This window comes from Demequina aestuarii (assembly GCF_000975095.1).
Lineage (GTDB): Bacteria > Actinomycetota > Actinomycetes > Actinomycetales > Demequinaceae > Demequina > Demequina aestuarii.
The window spans coordinates 141,589-158,113 of the sequence record NZ_BBRD01000001.1; the positions used below are offsets into that span (position 1 = coordinate 141,589).

Here is a 16,525-nt window from a genome sequence, read left to right on the forward strand (position 1 = left end):
GGTGGCCGCATGCATACACCGGTCCGGGATCACCTGTTGAAGTGCGAGCAGTGCCGCAGCGGCGATCCGTTGCCCTTCGAGTTCACCATGGCCTTCCAACCCGTCGTCGACGTCCAGGAGAGAAAGGTCGTCGCGTACGAGGCGCTCGTCCGAGGGACGGACGGCGCGGGCGCCGCGCACATCCTGGATCGGGTCACCGAGGACAACCGTTACCGGTTCGATCAGGCGTGCCGCACCACCGCGATCGCACTGGCGGCTCGCCTGGGGATCGAGTGCCGGCTCAGCATCAACTTCCTTCCGAATGCCGTCTACGAGCCGGCGGCCTGCATTCGCGCCACGCTCGCGGCGGCCGAGCGGTTCGATTTCCCCGTCGAGCGCATCGTGTTCGAAGTGACGGAGTCCGAGGACATGGTCGACAAGCGCCACCTGACGTCGATCCTCACCGACTACCGCGACCGCGGCTTCATCACTGCAATCGACGACTTCGGGGCCGGCTACGCCGGCCTCTCGCTGCTGGTGGACTTCCAGCCCGACGTCGTGAAGATCGACATGGGCCTGCTGCGCGCCGTGGACGCGGATCCCGTGCGCCAGGTCGTCGTGAGCGCCGTGATCGACATGTGCCGCAAGCTCCAGGTCGACGTCGTCGCGGAGGGAATCGAGACCTACGACGAGTACTCCTGGTTCAGGTCCCAGGGCGTGCGCTACATGCAGGGATATCTCTTCGCCAAGCCCGCACTCGAGGCGCTTCCGAGCATCGACTGGCCCGATTGATCGCCGACACCGCGCGGTCAGCGTGCGGGGACGGTGACCAGATCTCGCTCGGCGACCTCCAGCTCGCGCGCTGCGGATGTCGCCTCCGCCTGCGCCTTCGACGGCAGGAGCAGTCCCACGATCGTGGCCAGCGCCAGAGCGCCCGCTCCGACGTAGACGGCGTCACGTGCCGCGCCCGTGTACCCCGTCGGAGTCATCTCGCCTCCGGCGGCGGTGAAGACCGCAGCCAGCACTGCGATTCCTAGTGCGACGCCGATCTCCCGCAGGGTGGAGTTGGTGCCGGAGGCCTTCGCGTGGTCAGCGTCCCGCATGTTGGCAAGTACGGCCGTGGCTGACGGCGCGAACACCAGCGCCATGCCGATGCCGCAGAGCATGAACGCGGGCACGAGCTCGCCGTACGGGACACTCGGGTTCAGGACCGTGGCGAGCCACGCCAGTCCGACCGACTGTGCGGCGAGGCCCGACACGATCAACACCCGTGTGCCCACCCGGGGCGTCAGCACTCCGGTGATCGGCGCGATGAACAGCGGCGCGAGGGTCCACGGCATCGTCAACACTCCTGCGCGCAGCGGCGAATGGCCCTGAACGACCTGCAGGAACTGGATGAGAATGAAGACCGCGCCGAACATCCCGAGGCTGAAGATCAGCCCGACCGCGTTGGCGGCGGTGAACGAGCGGTCGTGGAACAGGGCGAGTGGCAGCAGCGGCGCCGCGGTGTGCCGCTCCCACAGGACGAAGGCGATCAGGAGTGCTGCGCCACCGATCAATGCGGTGAGGACCTGGCCGCTGGCCCACCCTGCCTCGTTGCCCCGCACGATGCCGAACACGACGCCGAATACCCCCGTCATGCCGAGCAGCAGGCCCGCGACGTCCGGGCGCACGCGGTCGCCGTAGGTCTCCTTGAGGGCGTACCGGATCAACGGCAGGGCGAGGATTCCCACGGGCACGTTGAGCCAGAAGATGGCGTTCCAACTGAATCCATCGACGACGGCTCCGCCGATGACGGGGCCCAGCGCGACGCCGAGGCCCGCCACGCCACCCCACACCCCGATCGCGAGGGGGCGCTGACGCGGCTCCACATTGGTCGACAGGATGGCCAGTGACAGTGGCAGCAGCGCCGCCGCACCGATGCCCTGGATGACTCGGGCGCCGATCAGGAGCTCAGGAGTGGTCGCGACCGCGCACAGGAGGGAGGCGGTGGTGAAGAGCGTGACGCCCCACATGAAGACTCGGCGCCGCCCGAGCCGATCGCCGAGGGCCACTGCCATGAGGATGAACGAGGCGAACGCGAGCGAGTATGCGTTGATGAACCACTGAAGTTGCTCGAGTGACGCATCGAGTTCGACAGCGAGGACGGGGAGGGCATTCGTGACGACGAGGTTGTCGAGCATCGCCATGAACATGGGCAAGGACGCTGCGAGGATCACGAGGCCGAGTGGTGCTCGGCGGGGCGACGGAGACATGGGGACCTTCCTTCCGGTTGTAATCGAGTGATTACTACAGTTCCGCACGATAGTTATCGATTGATAACATGTCAACATGTCTGACGACGAAGCCCGCCGCATGAGTGCCGAGGATCGGCGCGAGCAGATCCTCGCCGCCGCGTCCGTGGTCTTCGGTGAACGGGGCTACGCAGGCGGCACCACCGACGCGATCGCGCATGAGGCAGGCGTGTCGCAGGCCTACGTGGTTCGCATGTTCGGCGGCAAGGAGAACCTGTTCAGGGAGGCGGCAGAGCGCGCATCCCGTCTGGTTCTCGAAGCATTCCGGACGACGGCCGCCGGCTTCACCGGGGACGAGACCATCCATGACAAGCGCATGGCGCTGGGGTTCGCCTACACGAACCTCATGTCTGACCGAGGCACGCTCCTCACCCTCCTGCACCTGTTCTCTCTCGGCCATGACGAGACGTTCGGCCCGCTGGGTCGCGCCTGCTTCCTAGACGTGTACCGCGTCACCAGGGACGAGGCCGGCATGAGTGCGCAGGAGGCATCGGACTTCTTCGCGCAGGGGATGCTCACCACCGTGCTGCTCGCGATGCGCATGCCGGATGCGCAGGACGACCCCGCCGCCATGGACCTGATGACCTGCACGTTCGGTGAGCAGGTCACTGACCTCATTCGCCTGACGCAGATGCAGACGCCATTGGGCACGAGCGCGCGCTGAGCGGGGACGAGGGCTAGCCTCGTCTCATGACGACGGTGGTCCTCCTCCATTCCGCGCTCGGGCTCACGTATCACGTGCGTGAGTGGGCGGATGCGCTCCGAGCAGACGGTCATCACGTGGTCACGCCCGACATGTTCGGTGGTGAGACGTTTCACGACCTCGACACTGGGGTGGCGTTCGTCGACTCAGAGGGTGGGCCCAGTGCCTTCACTCATGCTGTGCTGTCCCAGACGGTCGACCTCGACGGCCCCCGTGTCTACATGGGCTTCTCCCTCGGGGGAGCGGTCGCGGAGATCCTGGCGCTGACTCGGCCTGACGCCGTGGGGCTCGTGGTGGTGCACGGAGCGATGTCTCCCGCCTGGTTCGGGGTCGACGCCTGGCCGGACGGTCTCGTCGCACAACTCCACTATGCGTCCCAGGACCCTTGGGTCGAGGCGGACGAGAACGCGGCCTTCCTTTCGCTCGCAGACGGAGAGTGCGACACGTTCGTCTACGAGGGCGACGGCCACTTGTTCGCCTTCGAGGGGTGGCCCGAGTACGACTCTGAGGCCTCCCACCGGCTCTACGAGCACGTCACGGACTTCTTGAGCGAGATCGGCTGAACCCGCCGTGAAGGTCGACCTCAAGAAGGAGCTCGCGGCCTACAGCGCGGTACGAGGACGAATCGATCTGGTCGACGTGCCACCTGCGCGCTGCCTGGCGGTGGACGCGGATGGCGGGCCTGAGGCCAAGGCCTTCGCCACGGCGATCGGGTCCCTCAACCCGTTCGCCTTCGCGATCAAGTTCGCCTCCAAGCGAGAACTCGACACGGACTACGTGGCGCCACCCCTGGAGGCGCTGTGGTGGGCCGACGGCACGACGTCGTTCGCCACCGCCCGCGACACGACGCAGTAGCGCTCGACGCTGCTGCTGATGATCCCCGCGTGGGTGCCGCCGGGGATGATCGACGCGGCGCGCGGGCCTGGCGCTTGCGGGCCGTCATCATGAGATCTACCCGAGCGACCTGCGCCGCACGCCGCCCGAGAGGCTCCGGACCATGCTTCGCCAGCCAGCATCGCGGGCGTCGACGGCGACGTCCGAAACCCGCTAGCGCCGCGCCCGCGTCCAGGGCACTCTGGACAGGTGACCGCGCCCACCTTGGACTTCGACCGCTGCTACTCCGCGGTGTCCACGCGCGACCCCCGCTTCGATGGACAGTTCGTGGTGGCGGTACGGTCCACCCGTATCTACTGCCGCCCCTCGTGTCCCGCGCGCACCCCCAAGCCCGCCAACTGCACCTTCTACTCGACCTCCGCCGCCGCACACGTGGCCGGCTACCGGGCCTGTCGCCGGTGCCTGCCGGAGGCCGTGCCGGGAAGCCCCGCATGGAATCTGCGCGAGGACGTCGCCGCCCGCGCGATGCGCCTCATTGGCGCCGGCGTGGTGGATCGTGAGGGCGTGGCGGGCCTCGCGACCCGGATGGGGTACTCGGAGCGCCAGCTCGGCCGCATCCTCTCCGCGCAGCTGGGGGCGGGGCCGCTGGCGCTCGCACGGGCGCAGCGCGCGCAGACCGCCCGCCAGCTGCTGGTCTCGACTTCGATGCCCGCGGCCGAGGTGGCATTCGCCTCCGGCTTCCACTCCATCCGGCAGTTCAACGACACGGTTGCGGAGGTGTTCGCGACGACCCCGTCGCAGCTGCGCGAGCGCGCCCTGCGGTCCGAGCAGTTCCAGGGCTCGGCCGATGCCCCCTCGCCCGGCACCATCAGCCTGCGACTCCAGGCGCGCGACCCCTTTCGCGGGTCCGACGTCATCGCGTGGCTGGCAGCGCGCGCGATCGACGGCCTCGAGCGCGTGGACGCGGACTCGTTCACCCGTGCGGTGGCGCTGTCCACCGGCCTTGCGCGATTCACCGCCACGCCGGCCACGGACCATGTGCGGGTGACGGCGACCCTCGCCCATCTGGCGGACCTGCCAGAGCTGCTCGCGATGCTGCGGCGCCTGTTCGATCTGGACGCAGACCCAGCGGCCGTCGACGCCGCGCTCGCATCGGACCCGCGCCTCACCGCCGCCGTCGCCGCGGCACCTGGGCGCAGACTCCCGGGCACCGTCGACCCCACGGAGATGCTCGCGCGCGCGATCCTTGGCCAGCAGGTATCGGTCACGTCGGCGCGGACGGCGGTGCAGCGCCTCGTGGACGCGCTCGGAAAGCCGCTGCCCGCCTCGATTGCCACTGCCGAGGTGAGGATGGCGTTCCCGTCAGCGGCGACCATCGCCTCACGGGCGGGGGAGGTGGTGCGCGGGCCCTCGAGTCGCACGCGCGCGCTCGCCGCCGCGATGGCGGCGGTGTCCACGGGCGACCTGGTCTTGGATGCCGGTCGGACGCTTGCCGAGACTACGTCCGAGCTCGAAGCCATCCCCGGCATCGGCCCCTGGACCTCGCACTACGTGGCGCTGCGCGTCCTGATGCACCCCGACATCCTGCTCGTCGGCGACAGCGCTGTGCGTGCGGGCGCCCGTGCCCTCGGGATCCCGTCGGATCCGCGCGGCCTCGCGGAGTACGCGGAGCGCCATCGGCCTTGGCGAAGCTACCTGATGATCCACCTGTGGAGCGCCGCCGCCTCCGCCCCGAACCGCAAGGAGTCCTGATGCTCATCCACACCACGATCGACACTCCCGATGGCCCCTTCACCGTGGTCGAGGACGACGGTGCCGTGGTCGCCGCCGGGTGGAGCGACAGCGCCGATGCGGTGGCCGCGCGGGCAGGACTGTCCGGCTCCGTCCTCGGTGAGTGCGCATCGGCCCCGGCGGTGCGCGGCTACTACGAGGGGAGAGCCGATGCGCTCGCGGGGGTCTCGCTCGACCCCCGCGGTACGGCGTTCCGGCGGCGGGTGTGGGACGTGCTCCGCGGCATTCCGCTGGGCGAGACGCGCACGTACGGGTCGATCGCGGCGGAGCTCGGCTCACCCGGTGCGAGCCGCGCCGTCGGCGGAGCCTGCGGGGCGAACCCCATCGCCCTCTTCGTCCCGTGCCATCGGGTGGGAGGCGCCGGCGGTGCGCTGACGGGGTTCGCGTGGGGCGTCGACATCAAGCGGTCGCTGTTGACGCGCGAGGCGATAGCGGCCTTCGCCTGAATGGTCGACGCTGCCCCGCCCTCAGGTGCGGCCGATGAGTGGATGTGGATCCTGGGGGGCGCTCGGCCCCCTCACGAAGACCGGCCGCCTGACGAGGAACGCCATTCCTGCTCGATCCGGAGGAATACAGTGTGCGGGGGGCCGCGACAGCGACCAGCCGCGCCGGCTCACGTCCGTGCGCACGACCAGACGACCCGTCCCACGGGGACGAGAACAGGAGCACACCCGATGTCCGTGCGAATCGTGGAGTCCGCAGACGTGGCTGAAGGCGCGCAGATCGGCGACGGGTCATCCGTCTGGCACCTCGCGCAGGTGCGGGAGGGCGCCGTGCTCGGCCGCGACTGCGTGGTGGGTCGAGGCGCCTACATCGGCACGGGCGTCACGATGGGCGATGGCTGCAAGGTGCAGAACTACGCGCTCGTGTATGAGCCCGCGACGCTCGCCGACGGCGTGTTCATCGGTCCCGCGGTCGTGCTCACGAATGACCACTTCCCGAGAGCCGTCAATGCAGACCTCACCCCCAAGTCGGCACACGACTGGGAACCCGTGGGCGTCACGATCGAGACCGGCGCGTCCATTGGCGCGAGAGCCGTCTGCGTCGCTCCCGTCACGATCGGGGCCTGGGCGACGGTGGCGGCGGGTGCTGTCGTCACCAAGGACGTCCCCGCGTACGCCCTGGTCGCAGGAGTCCCCGCTCGGCGCATTCGCTGGGTGGGCAAGGCGGGCGTTCCCCTCGAGGCCTCGGGCGACAACCTGTGGCGTTGCCCGGAGACCGGCGACCTCTACCGCGAACGCGACGATACACTGGTGCACGAATCGTCCCCCTCGTAACCCCTAACACGGGCGCGCCACGCGCCGGAGGACCATATGACAGCTCAGACGATCCCTGCCGCCAAGCCCATCATCGGTGACGACGAGCGCGAAGCCGTCGATCGCGTGATGCGCTCGGGCATGATCGCTCAAGGTCCGGAAGTGGCCGCGTTCGAACGCGAGTTCGGCGAGAGACTGGTGGACGGTCACGAGTGCGTGGCGGTGTCGTCTGGCACGTCCGGACTCCACCTCGGGCTCCTCGCCGCGGGGGTGAGGCCCGGAGACGAGGTCATCGTCCCCTCGTTCACCTTCGCCGCCACCGCCAACTCCGTCGCGCTCGCCGGGGCGACCCCGGTGTTCGCGGACATCGAGCCCACGTACTTCTGCCTCGACCCCGCATCGGTGGAGGCCGCGATCACACCGCGCACCAAGGCGATCATGCCGGTGCACCTCTACGGTCACCCGGCGAACATGACAGCGCTGCGAGACATCGCGGATCGGCACGGCATCGCGCTGTACGAAGACGCTGCCCAGGCCCACGGTGCGCAGTGGCAGGGCGCTCCGGTCGGTTCTTTCGGCGACTTTGCAATGTTCAGCCTCTATCCCACCAAGAACATGACGTCGGGTGAGGGCGGCATGGTGTCCTGCGGCTCGGCCGAGGTGGCACGAGCCTTGCGGCTGCTGCGCAACCAGGGCATGGAGCGTCGCTACGAGAACGAGGTCGTGGGCTTCAACGCGCGCATGACCGACATCCACGCCGCGATCGGCCGGGTGCAACTGGGCAAGCTTCCCGGCTGGACCGCACAGCGCCAGCAGAATGCGGCCTACCTCGATGCCCACCTCGAGGGCGTATCGACGCCTGCGGTCGCCGACGGTGCGGTGCACGTCTACCACCAGTACACGATCAGGGTCGAGGGAGACCGCGACGGCTTCGCGAAGGCGCTGCTCGACGAGCACGGCGTGGGCTCGGGCGTCTACTACCCGATCCCCAATCACGAGCTGCCGTCCTTCAACTTGGAGTTCGACCTTCCGGAGACCCGTCGCGCGTGCGCCGAGGTGCTCTCTCTCCCCGTTCACCCTTCGCTGTCCGAGGACGACCTCGAGCGCATCGCCGTGGCTGTGAACACGATCTCGAAGGCAGGTGCGTGATGGCGACGTTGCGAGCAGGACTCGTCGGAGTCGGAATGATGGGGCGTCACCACGCCCGTGTGCTGCGATCGCTCGAGGGCGTGGACCTGGTCGGTGTCGCCGACGCTGGGGGAGACCCTCACGGAGTGGCGGGCGGACTCGAGCTTCACCAGGACATCGACGGGCTGCTGGGGATGGGCCTCGATTACGTGGTCATCGCCGTCCCGACGGCACTCCACGAGGAGTTCGCACTGAAGGCGGCCGCAGCCGGCGTTCACGCGCTCGTGGAGAAGCCGCTCGCGCCATCGCCGGAGGCGGCTGCTCGGGTGGCCGCGGCGTTCACGGACGCAGGCCTCGTGGGTGCGGTCGGCCACATCGAGCGCTACAACCCGGCGCTTCAGCAGCTGCGCTCGCGCCTGGAACAGGGCGACCTCGGAGAGATGTACCAGGTCGTCACGCGACGCCAGGGCCCGTTCCCCGCACGCATCGCGGACGTCGGCGTGGTCAAGGACCTGGCGACGCACGACATCGACCTCACGGCGTGGGTGACGCAGTCCAACTACGCATCCGTGTCCGCGCAGGCGGGCCACAAGAGCGGCCGCGAGCACGAGGACCTGATCGCCGTGACCGGCCGGCTCCACAACGACGCGGTGGTGAACCACCTGGTCAACTGGCTGTCGCCCATCAAGGAGCGCGTCTCAGTCGTCACCGGCGAGCGCGGAGCCTTCGTGGCGGACACGCTGACGGCGGACCTCTACTTCTACTCGAACGGTACGGTCGCCACGGAGTGGGACACCGTCGCCGGATTCCGCGGAGTGAGCGAAGGCAACATGGTGCGCTACGCGTTCGCCAAGCCCGAGCCGCTCAAGGTGGAGCATGAGGCCTTCCGTGACGCCGTCCTCGGGCTGGAGTCGGACATCGTCACCATGGAGCACGGTCTCAACACGGTGACCGTGGCCGAGGCCGTGCTCGAATCCGCCCGCACCAATACCACCATCAGACTGTAGACAGACGCGCGACCGGTGGTACGCAGGCGAGCGATTGCTCGCGTCGACCGGGCCGCGCCGAGCGAGGAGCACCTCATGAAGATCGCCGTCATCGCGCTGGGGAAGATCGGCCTGCCGCTGGCCGTCCAGTTCGCCTCGAAGGGCCACGACGTCGTCGGCGTCGACGTGAACGAACGCATTGTGCAGCTGGTGAACGAGGGCACCGAGCCGTTCCCGGGTGAAGCGCACCTGCAGGAGAAGCTGTCGGAGCTCGTCCCCGCAGGTCGCCTGCGCGCCACCACGGACTATGCCGAGGCCGTTCCTGGTGCCGACGCCGTCGTCATCGTCGTGCCGCTGTTCGTCAACGACCAGACCTGGCAGCCCGACTTCGGCTGGATGGACGGCGCGACGCGATCGCTCGCCGAGCACCTGACTCCGGGCACGCTCATCTCGTACGAGACCACTCTGCCCGTGGGCACCACGCGCACTCGCTGGGTTCCGCTGATCGAGGAGATCTCCGGCCTGCAGGAGGGCGCCGACTTCCACGCGGTCTTCTCCCCCGAGCGCGTCCTCACGGGCCGTGTCTTCGCCGACCTCCGCCGGTATCCGAAGCTGATCGGCGCCCTGTCGGATGAGGGCACCCGTCGGGCGCGGGAGTTCTACGAGGCCGTTCTCGACTTCGACGAGCGCCCAGACCTGCAGCGCCCCAACGGGGTGTGGGACCTCGGCACCGCGGAGGCCTCGGAGCTTGCCAAGCTCGCCGAGACCACGTACCGCGACGTGAACATCGGGCTGGCCAATCAGTTCGCCCGGTTCGCGGACCAGAACGGCATCGACATCTACAAGGTGATCGAGGCGTCGAACTCTCAGCCGTACAGCCACATTCACCGTCCCGGCATCGCCGTCGGCGGCCACTGCATCCCGGTGTACCCACGGCTCTACCTGTTCAACGACCCGGACGCCACCGTGGTGCGTGCCGCGCGCGAGGCCAACGCAGCCATGCCGCACTATGCCGTGGATCTGGCGTCGGCTGCGCTGGGCGGGTCACTGGCAAACCAGACGGTCGTCGTGCTCGGCGCGTCGTACCGGGGCGGCGTCAAGGAGACGGCCTTCTCCGGCGTCTTCGCGACGGTCGCGGCGCTCGAGTCGCGAGGGGCGAGCGTGCTCGTGCACGACCCGATGTACACCGACGAGGAGATCGCCGGCTTCGGTTGGATTCCCTACACGATGGGCGGTGCGGTGGACGCCGCGGTCCTCCAGGCAGACCACGCGGAGTACTCCGCTCTCGTCCCGGACGACCTTCCCGGCATCCGCGTGCTCGTGGACGGCCGCAATGTGACGGACCCCGCGGCGTGGGCGTCCGTGACGAGGGTCGTCATCGGCGACGGCGAGGCGCGCTAGTCGCCGAGCTCCTGAGCGAGCTCCTTGGAGCGCGCGGCTGCGGCATTCGCCCCGGCTGAGACGACTCCCTGCAGCCCGGCGTGCTCCATCGCATTGAGGGCCGCGATGGTGGTGCCCCCCGGGGAGCTCACGCGTCGACGCAGCGTCTGCGGGGCGTCTCCCGACTCCATCAGCAACTGGGCGGCGCCCACGAACGTCTGGGCGGCGAGCTGAGTGGCGAGGGTGCGGTCGAGGCCGTGGGCGACGCCCGCCTCGGTGAGCGCCTCGACCACGGCGTAGAAATACGCGGGCCCGGACCCGGAGACGGCGGTCACCGCATCGAGGTCGTCCTCGGCGACGGTGACCACCAGGCCGGTGGCGCGCAGCATCGACTCAGTGATCCCCAGGTGTTGGGTCGAGGCGTGCGATCCGGCGGCGATGGCGGTCGCGCCACGCGCGACGATGGCGGGGGTGTTGGGCATGCACCGCACCACCGGCGCACCCTCGGGCAGTCGCCTCTCGTAGAACGACGTGGGCAGCCCGGCCGCCACCGTGACGACGAGGGCGCCCGGCTTGTAGGCCGGTGCGATCTGCGCGAGCGCAGCGTCGGCGTCTTGAGGCTTGACGGCGATGACGATGACCTCGGCCCCGTCGACGGCCTCGGCGATGGACTGGGAGGTGCGAATGCCGTGTGCCTCTTCGAGGGCACCGGCGCGGTCCCGGTCCTTCTCCGCGACCGTGATCCCCTCGACGGGCCAGCCGGCCACCCTGATCGCGGTGATGATGGTGCCGCCCATCACACCGCCGCCGATCACGGCGACGCGGGGCGTCTCGGTCGTGGACGTCGTCGTCTCTTCGCTCATCCCGTCAGGCTAGCTGATCGCTCGGACGGCCGATGCGACCGCTGGCTCCCAGCCCTGACGCGCACCTGTGCGCGGCTACAGCGGGAAGATCGCGTAGAAGTCCTCGACGGCGTCGGCCGGCCCGGTCAGCTCGAACACGACCGTGCCGTTGCGCCACACCACCGTCTGTCCGGCGTCCGCCGCTACGGTGGCGCGTTCGCCCACCTGGGTGCCCCCGGCATTCACGGGCTCGCGACCGGAGCCGTCCGCGGCGAGCGCCTCGAACTGAGCGACCGCGGCCTCCTCGTCGAAGTGCTGAATCGCGCGCACCGTGAGCGTGGTCGTCTGATCGCCGTAGGTGAGGACGGCGACCTCGGCGGCGCGGGCCTCGAGGTCAAGCGTCACGACTGCCGGCGCCTCGAGCTCCGTCATGGCGTAGAGGCCGACGATGCCTGGCATGGCGGACTGGAAATCGGTGGGGTCCTCGAGCACGACGGGGTCGAGCGCCGCCACCTCTGGCGGCGCCACGATCACCGCAGGCGTGAGCTCCACCTGATCCTCGGGCCACAGCGCGAGGTACAGCACGTAGCCGACGCCGCCCATGACGAGCAGACCGGCGATGATGAGGGCTGGCACGGAGCGCCACCACGGCGCCGCCGCAGCCGCAGGGCGGTCGCCGTCCCTGCCATCACCGTCGGCGCTCGGCTGCGTGTCTGGGTCGGGAGGAGAGCCAGCGCTGACGCGCGGTGTGTAGGCGGGAACGCCGTCGTTCACGACCGGCGATGGCGGTCGCTGCGCGACAGGGGCGCCGTCCTGCGCAGTTCCCTCCGAGGGACTCGAGTCGCGGGTGAGCGGGGTGACCATGGGAACGCCTCCTAGCGGAGTGGGCGCGCCAGATGCCGACAGCGACGCGCTGCGCACCGCGGAGTCGCCAAGCGCGCTGAAGGTGTCGCGGTCGGGCTCCGCGCGGCTCTCGTGACCCATCGAGGGGGCCGTCGGTGCCGATGGAGCCTGCGGGAGGATCTCATGCTGCGGCGGCAGGGCGACGGGCGCGATGACGTCGGCGTCGCCGATGTCGATCGGCTCGGGCCGCGGCGCAGTGAGACGGGACGACGGCATGGACGGCTTCGAGGGTGCCACCGACCCTCGGCCGGCGTCGTCGCCGTGCACCGGAAGCCAGGGGTTCCGGGTCTCACCCGAGTTCTGCGTCGCCATGGGGTCAGCCTACGGCGGGCAGGCCGACACGACCAGGAAAGGCGCGGTGCGCCGCGTGTCTGAGCCCCGGGATAGCGTGTCCGCATGGCCACCAGCACTCGCACCGCCCGTCCCGGCTACCGCTGCACCGAATGCGGGTGGACGGCTGCCAAGTGGGTGGGACAGTGCGGCGAGTGCCAATCGTGGGGAACCGTGATCGAGGCGAGTGCCGCCCCCGTGGGCTCGTCCACCAGAGCCACCTCGACGAGCACGCCTGCTCGTCCCATCGGCGAGGTCGAGGCCACGGCGTCGGAGCGCCGCGCGACCGGGGTCAGCGAGTTCGACCGGGTGCTCGGCGGCGGCTTGGTCCCCGGTGCGGTCGTGCTGCTCGCGGGCGAGCCAGGGGTGGGCAAGTCCACGCTGCTCCTGGACGTCGCCGCGCGCGCCGCGCGGTCGGGCTCCAGGGTCCTGTATGTGACCGGAGAGGAGTCCGCGGGGCAGGTGCGCCTGCGGGCTGAGCGCATCGGGGCGCTCGACACCGGCATGCTGCTCGCGGCAGAGACCGATCTGGGTGCCGTCCTGGCGCATATCGATCAGGTGCAGCCGCAGCTGCTGATGGTCGACTCGATCCAGACCATCGCTTCGTCAGCCATCGACGGCACGCCGGGCGGCGTGGGCCAGGTGCGCGAGGTGGCGTCCTCATTGATTCAGGCCGCCAAGCTGCGCGGGTTCCCCATGGTGCTGGTGGGACACGTGACCCGCGAGGGCACAGTGGCGGGTCCCCGACTCGTCGAGCACCTCGTCGACGTGGTGTGTCAGTTCGAGGGGGAGCAGCACTCGCAGCTGCGCCTGCTGCGCGCGATCAAGAACCGCTACGGCTCGGTCGATGAAGTGGGCTGCTTCCAGCTCGTCGACACCGGCATCGAAGGCGTCTCTGATCCGTCCGGGCTGTTCCTGTCGCGCGAGGGCGCGCATGTCGCGGGCACGTGCGCCACCATCACCATCGACGGCAAGCGGCCCCTGCCGGCAGAGATCCAGGCGCTCGTGGCCCCCAGCGCACTGAGCAATCCGCGGCGCGCGACGTCGGGGATCGACTCCTCCCGCGTCGCCATGATCCTTGCGGTCCTGCAGCGGCGAGTGGGGGTCGCTGTGGCGGCCGACGATGTCTACGTGTCGACCATCGGCGGCGCGCGCGTGACGGAGCCGGCCGCAGACGTCGCGCTGGCTCTCGCACTGGCCTCGGCACGAGGCGACTCTCCCGTCCGCGAGGGACTGGTGGCCATCGGTGAGGTGGCGTTGTCGGGTGCGGTGAGGCCGGTCCACGGCATCGGACAGCGCGTGGCGGAGGCCGCGCGGCTCGGGTTCACCGAAGTGATCGTGCCGGCCAGCGCATCGGCCGTCGAGGCGCCCGCCGGGGTGACGGCGCACGCGGTGGGGAGCCTCCGAGACGCGGTCGGCGTGGCGCTGCCGCGCCTCACGGCTGGCTGACGGCGGCGAGTCAGCTCTCGATCAGGCGGAACTGGACCTCAGGCGCGGGCACGCCGCCGATCGCGACGGCGGCCCAGTAGTAGCCGGCTTCCGCCTGGTCCTGGATGACCTCGCAGCCGTCGTCGACGCGTTGTCCGGTCCACGTGGCCTGCAGCGCCTCCTTGTCGCCGGGCTGGAGTATCCATTCCGAGCTGGGGAAAGCGGGGTCGTCGGAGCACCAGGTGGTCGAGTAGTAGATCTGCTCTCCCGAGCGGATGGTCACATCCGTGCCTGCGGTGGCCGTCGACAGCATGCAGGCGGTCGCGCCTGTGTGCTCGACACCCACGTCGAACGCGGGCATGGACCCCACGGTCACCTCCGGCGGAGACGCGGCCAGGGTGAGCGTCAGGTCATCCGACGTGCACTCGCGGCTCGGGTCGTCGGGGTCGACGGCCTGGGCCTCCGGGGAGGTCGGGGTGCTGGACCCCGTGTCCGGCTCCTCGCCGTCACCACTGCCGGCCAAGGTCGCGGAGATCAGGAACCATAGCAAGAGCACCAGCGCGGCCGCAGCGGCGACGACCACGAGCCTTCGACGCCAGTAGACGGCAGGTGGCTGGTCTCCGACGGGTCTGCGCATTCCGTCCATGTGAGGCTCCTTCCTCTGAACGACGGTAGCCCCGCCGGGCGCTGGAACAATGGAGCCATGCCGCATCTGTCCGACACCGCGATGGTGGGTGCCGTCGTCGAGTGGTTCGGGCAGGAGGCGCGCGACCTGCCGTGGCGATCCCCCGAGTGCTCTCCGTGGGGAGTGCTCGTGTCCGAGGTGATGCTCCAACAGACGCCCGTCGTGCGTGTGGATCCGGTGTGGCGCGAGTGGATGGAGCGCTGGCCCACCCCGGCGGACCTCGCGGCGACGCCCCAAGCGGAGGCGGTCCGAGCGTGGGGCCGGCTCGGGTATCCGCGCCGCGCGATGAGGCTGCGGGACTGTGCGATCGCCCTGGTCGCTGACCACGCTGGCGAGGTGCCTCGCACCACCGCCGAGCTGCGTGCCCTCCCCGGCATCGGCGAGTACACCGCCGCAGCCGTCAGGGCGTTCGCATTCGGGGAGCACGACGTCGTGTTGGACACCAACGTGCGCCGGGTGATCGGTCGAGCGTGGCATGCTCGGCCGCTGCCGGCCGCGCACCTCACTCGCCCCGAGCGTGACCATGCCGCGAGCCTGGTGCCGGAGGGCGCTCGCGCATCGGCGCTGTGGAACGCGGGGGCCATGGAGCTTGGCGCACTGGTCTGCACGGCTCGCGCCCCGCGTTGCGAGGCGTGCGTGCTCGCGCCATCGTGCGCGTGGGTGGCGGCCGGAGCGCCGGGCCTCGACCAGGCGCCGCGCCGCACCCAGGCGTGGCATGGCACCGACCGCCAGGTGCGCGGTCGCGTGCTGGCTCTCCTGCGCGCCGCGCAGGGCCCGGTCACGGTGACCGGCCACGCGTCGCTCGAGGACGTGGCACCTGGCCAGCTCGATCGCTGCCTCGAGTCGCTCGTCGTCGACGGCCTGGTGACCCTGGTCTCGGAGGACCGAGGCGCCTACGCGCTGTGAACCGGCCAGCGCATCTGCCCCTTGCCCGCCCCCTTCAAGGGAGGAAGGCCAGGACTCGCCTGGCTATGCGCCGCGGTGCGTGCCGTGCACGGCGTGCGGCTCGATCGCCGCGATCTCGTCGTCCGTGAGCGACGGGAAGTCGAGTGAGGCGACCGTGTTCCGGAGCTGCTGAGCGCTTGAGGCGCCCACCAGCGCGGAGGTGATGTGATCGCCCCGCAGCACCCACTGGATCGCGAGCTGCGCAAGAGACTGCCCGCGCCCGGCGGCGATCTCGTTCAGCGCCCGCGTGCGGTCCAGATAGGTCTGCGACAGCTGGTTCTCGTTGAGGAACTGCGAGTGCGTGACCCGCGAACCCTCCGGAACGCCCTTCAGGTAGCGGTCCGTGAGCAGACCCTGCGCGAGCGGCGAGAACACGATGGACCCCACGCCTTCCGACTCGAGCGCGCCGATGAGCTCCTCCTCGGGGCCGCGCTCGTACATCGAGTACGAGAACTGGTGGATCAGCAGCGGGGTGCCGAGGTCGCGCAGGATGTCGATCGCGGCGCGCGTAGCATCCGGCCCGTAGTTGGAGATGCCCGCGTAGAGCGCCTTGCCGGAGCGCACCGCGTGGTCCAGCGCCATCATCGACTCCTCGAGGGGAGTGTCCGGGTCCGGGCGGTGGTGGTAGAACACGTCCACATAGTCGAGGCCCATGCGCTTCAGCGACTGGTCGAGCGAGGCCAGCAGGTACTTGCGCGAGCCGAAGTCGCCGTACGGCCCCGGCCACATGTCGTAGCCCGCCTTGGTGGACACCAGGATCTCGTCGCGGTAGGGCGCCAGGTCCTGCGCGAAGATGCGCCCGAAGTTCTCCTCGGCGCTTCCGGGCGGCGGACCGTAGTTGTTGGCGAGGTCATAGTGCGTGACGCCCAGGTCGAAGGCCGTGCGCATCGTCTCGCGCATGGTGTCCACGTTGTTGGCGCCCCCGAAGTTGTGCCACAGTCCCAGGCTCACGCCGGGCAGTCGTAGTCCAGACTTCCCGGCGCGGCGGTACTGCATAGAGTCGTAGCGGGTGGCGTCGGCGAGGTACGGGTCATGGGTCAT

17 protein-coding genes are annotated in these 16,525 nt (G+C 69.9%); 12 read left to right on the forward strand and 5 right to left on the reverse strand.

Features of this window, described 5'->3' with window-relative positions; all coding sequences use genetic code 11:
* Nucleotides 1-9 precede the first annotated feature (9 nt).
* Complete coding sequence (locus tag AOP72_RS00645; protein WP_062130966.1) at nt 10-771, forward strand: EAL domain-containing protein; 762 nt, start codon at nt 10-12, stop codon at nt 769-771.
* Between the two features lie 17 nt (nt 772-788).
* Here the strand turns inward: AOP72_RS00645 and AOP72_RS00650 are convergent, their stop codons facing one another.
* On the reverse strand, nt 789-2,234 hold the full coding sequence (locus tag AOP72_RS00650; protein ID WP_062130968.1) for a DHA2 family efflux MFS transporter permease subunit: 1,446 nt from the start codon (nt 2,232-2,234) through the stop codon (nt 789-791).
* Between the two features lie 76 nt (nt 2,235-2,310).
* Here AOP72_RS00650 and AOP72_RS00655 point away from each other — a divergent pair, with 76 nt between their 5' ends.
* The 9 genes from AOP72_RS00655 (at nt 2,311) to AOP72_RS00695 (ending at nt 10,372) form a co-directional block, all read left to right on the forward strand.
* Complete coding sequence (locus AOP72_RS00655) at nt 2,311-2,937, forward strand: TetR/AcrR family transcriptional regulator (RefSeq protein WP_062130971.1); 627 nt, start codon at nt 2,311-2,313, stop codon at nt 2,935-2,937.
* A gap of 26 nt (nt 2,938-2,963) precedes the next feature.
* Nucleotides 2,964-3,539, forward strand: coding sequence for a dienelactone hydrolase family protein (locus tag AOP72_RS00660; RefSeq protein ID WP_062130974.1), 576 nt, complete (start codon nt 2,964-2,966; stop codon nt 3,537-3,539).
* A 7-nt stretch (nt 3,540-3,546) separates the two neighbouring features.
* The gene (locus AOP72_RS13925; protein WP_062130978.1) at nt 3,547-3,831 is read left to right on the forward strand and encodes a hypothetical protein; all 285 of its coding nucleotides are present in this window, start codon (nt 3,547-3,549) and stop codon (nt 3,829-3,831) included.
* 228 nt (nt 3,832-4,059) lie between these two features.
* The gene (locus AOP72_RS00670; protein ID WP_062130981.1) at nt 4,060-5,562 is read left to right on the forward strand and encodes a DNA-3-methyladenine glycosylase 2 family protein; all 1,503 of its coding nucleotides are present in this window, start codon (nt 4,060-4,062) and stop codon (nt 5,560-5,562) included.
* Nucleotides 5,562-6,047 carry a methylated-DNA--[protein]-cysteine S-methyltransferase gene (locus AOP72_RS00675; RefSeq protein ID WP_062130984.1) on the forward strand — a complete coding sequence of 162 codons (486 nt, stop codon included), beginning with the start codon at nt 5,562-5,564 and terminating at the stop codon, nt 6,045-6,047. Before AOP72_RS00670 ends, AOP72_RS00675 begins: the two co-directional genes overlap by 1 nt.
* A gap of 228 nt (nt 6,048-6,275) precedes the next feature.
* Nucleotides 6,276-6,878, forward strand: a complete 603-nt coding sequence (locus AOP72_RS00680) for an acyltransferase (RefSeq protein ID WP_062130987.1) — start codon at nt 6,276-6,278, stop codon at nt 6,876-6,878.
* Nucleotides 6,879-6,914: 36 nt separating this feature from the next.
* The gene (locus tag AOP72_RS00685; RefSeq protein WP_062130990.1) at nt 6,915-8,006 is read left to right on the forward strand and encodes a DegT/DnrJ/EryC1/StrS family aminotransferase; all 1,092 of its coding nucleotides are present in this window, start codon (nt 6,915-6,917) and stop codon (nt 8,004-8,006) included.
* Nucleotides 8,006-8,992 (forward strand): Gfo/Idh/MocA family protein, encoded by a 987-nt coding sequence (locus AOP72_RS00690; protein ID WP_062130992.1) that lies wholly within the window; start codon nt 8,006-8,008, stop codon nt 8,990-8,992. Before AOP72_RS00685 ends, AOP72_RS00690 begins: the two co-directional genes overlap by 1 nt.
* Before the next feature lie 75 nt (nt 8,993-9,067).
* Nucleotides 9,068-10,372: a nucleotide sugar dehydrogenase gene (locus AOP72_RS00695; RefSeq protein WP_062130995.1), complete on the forward strand. Its 1,305-nt coding sequence runs from the start codon at nt 9,068-9,070 to the stop codon at nt 10,370-10,372.
* On the opposite strand, the gene proC is transcribed toward AOP72_RS00695, so the two are convergent.
* Together proC and AOP72_RS00705 are read right to left on the reverse strand one after the other, a co-directional pair.
* The gene (gene proC, locus AOP72_RS00700; protein WP_062130998.1) at nt 10,369-11,214 is read right to left on the reverse strand and encodes a pyrroline-5-carboxylate reductase; all 846 of its coding nucleotides are present in this window, start codon (nt 11,212-11,214) and stop codon (nt 10,369-10,371) included. The two genes, AOP72_RS00695 and proC, sit on opposite strands and share 4 nt — an antisense overlap.
* A gap of 75 nt (nt 11,215-11,289) precedes the next feature.
* On the reverse strand, nt 11,290-12,408 hold the full coding sequence (locus AOP72_RS00705) for a hypothetical protein (RefSeq protein WP_062131001.1): 1,119 nt from the start codon (nt 12,406-12,408) through the stop codon (nt 11,290-11,292).
* Between the two features lie 84 nt (nt 12,409-12,492).
* Between AOP72_RS00705 and radA the strand changes: the two genes are divergently transcribed.
* Nucleotides 12,493-13,875, forward strand: a complete 1,383-nt coding sequence (radA, locus tag AOP72_RS00710; RefSeq protein ID WP_062131004.1) for a DNA repair protein RadA — start codon at nt 12,493-12,495, stop codon at nt 13,873-13,875.
* Between the two features lie 10 nt (nt 13,876-13,885).
* Here the strand turns inward: radA and AOP72_RS00715 are convergent, their stop codons facing one another.
* On the reverse strand, nt 13,886-14,500 hold the full coding sequence (locus AOP72_RS00715) for a hypothetical protein (protein WP_062131008.1): 615 nt from the start codon (nt 14,498-14,500) through the stop codon (nt 13,886-13,888).
* Nucleotides 14,501-14,557: 57 nt separating this feature from the next.
* Here AOP72_RS00715 and AOP72_RS00720 point away from each other — a divergent pair, with 57 nt between their 5' ends.
* Nucleotides 14,558-15,445 (forward strand): HhH-GPD family protein, encoded by an 888-nt coding sequence (locus AOP72_RS00720; protein ID WP_062131011.1) that lies wholly within the window; start codon nt 14,558-14,560, stop codon nt 15,443-15,445.
* Between the two features lie 63 nt (nt 15,446-15,508).
* On the opposite strand, the gene AOP72_RS00725 is transcribed toward AOP72_RS00720, so the two are convergent.
* Nucleotides 15,509-16,525 carry an aldo/keto reductase gene (locus AOP72_RS00725; protein ID WP_062131014.1) on the reverse strand — a complete coding sequence of 339 codons (1,017 nt, stop codon included), beginning with the start codon at nt 16,523-16,525 and terminating at the stop codon, nt 15,509-15,511.

Bases quoted from the DNA above. Each gene is read 5' to 3' on its own strand.
- AOP72_RS00675 (WP_062130984.1), top strand. From the start codon at position 5,562: ATGCTCATCCACACCACGATCGACACTCCCGATGGCCCCTTCACCGTG.
- AOP72_RS00685 (WP_062130990.1), top strand. From the start codon at position 6,915: ATGACAGCTCAGACGATCCCTGCCGCCAAGCCCATCATCGGTGACGAC.
- AOP72_RS00650 (WP_062130968.1), bottom strand. From the start codon at position 2,234: ATGTCTCCGTCGCCCCGCCGAGCACCACTCGGCCTCGTGATCCTCGCA.
- AOP72_RS00645 (WP_062130966.1), top strand. From the start codon at position 10: ATGCATACACCGGTCCGGGATCACCTGTTGAAGTGCGAGCAGTGCCGC.
- AOP72_RS00655 (WP_062130971.1), top strand. From the start codon at position 2,311: ATGTCTGACGACGAAGCCCGCCGCATGAGTGCCGAGGATCGGCGCGAG.
- proC (WP_062130998.1), bottom strand. From the start codon at position 11,214: ATGAGCGAAGAGACGACGACGTCCACGACCGAGACGCCCCGCGTCGCC.
- AOP72_RS00690 (WP_062130992.1), top strand. From the start codon at position 8,006: ATGGCGACGTTGCGAGCAGGACTCGTCGGAGTCGGAATGATGGGGCGT.
- AOP72_RS00715 (WP_062131008.1), bottom strand. From the start codon at position 14,500: ATGGACGGAATGCGCAGACCCGTCGGAGACCAGCCACCTGCCGTCTAC.
- AOP72_RS00720 (WP_062131011.1), top strand. From the start codon at position 14,558: ATGCCGCATCTGTCCGACACCGCGATGGTGGGTGCCGTCGTCGAGTGG.
- AOP72_RS00695 (WP_062130995.1), top strand. From the start codon at position 9,068: ATGAAGATCGCCGTCATCGCGCTGGGGAAGATCGGCCTGCCGCTGGCC.
- radA (WP_062131004.1), top strand. From the start codon at position 12,493: ATGGCCACCAGCACTCGCACCGCCCGTCCCGGCTACCGCTGCACCGAA.
- AOP72_RS00725 (WP_062131014.1), bottom strand. From the start codon at position 16,525: ATGACCCATGACCCGTACCTCGCCGACGCCACCCGCTACGACTCTATG.
- AOP72_RS00680 (WP_062130987.1), top strand. From the start codon at position 6,276: ATGTCCGTGCGAATCGTGGAGTCCGCAGACGTGGCTGAAGGCGCGCAG.
- AOP72_RS00660 (WP_062130974.1), top strand. From the start codon at position 2,964: ATGACGACGGTGGTCCTCCTCCATTCCGCGCTCGGGCTCACGTATCAC.
- AOP72_RS00705 (WP_062131001.1), bottom strand. From the start codon at position 12,408: ATGGCGACGCAGAACTCGGGTGAGACCCGGAACCCCTGGCTTCCGGTG.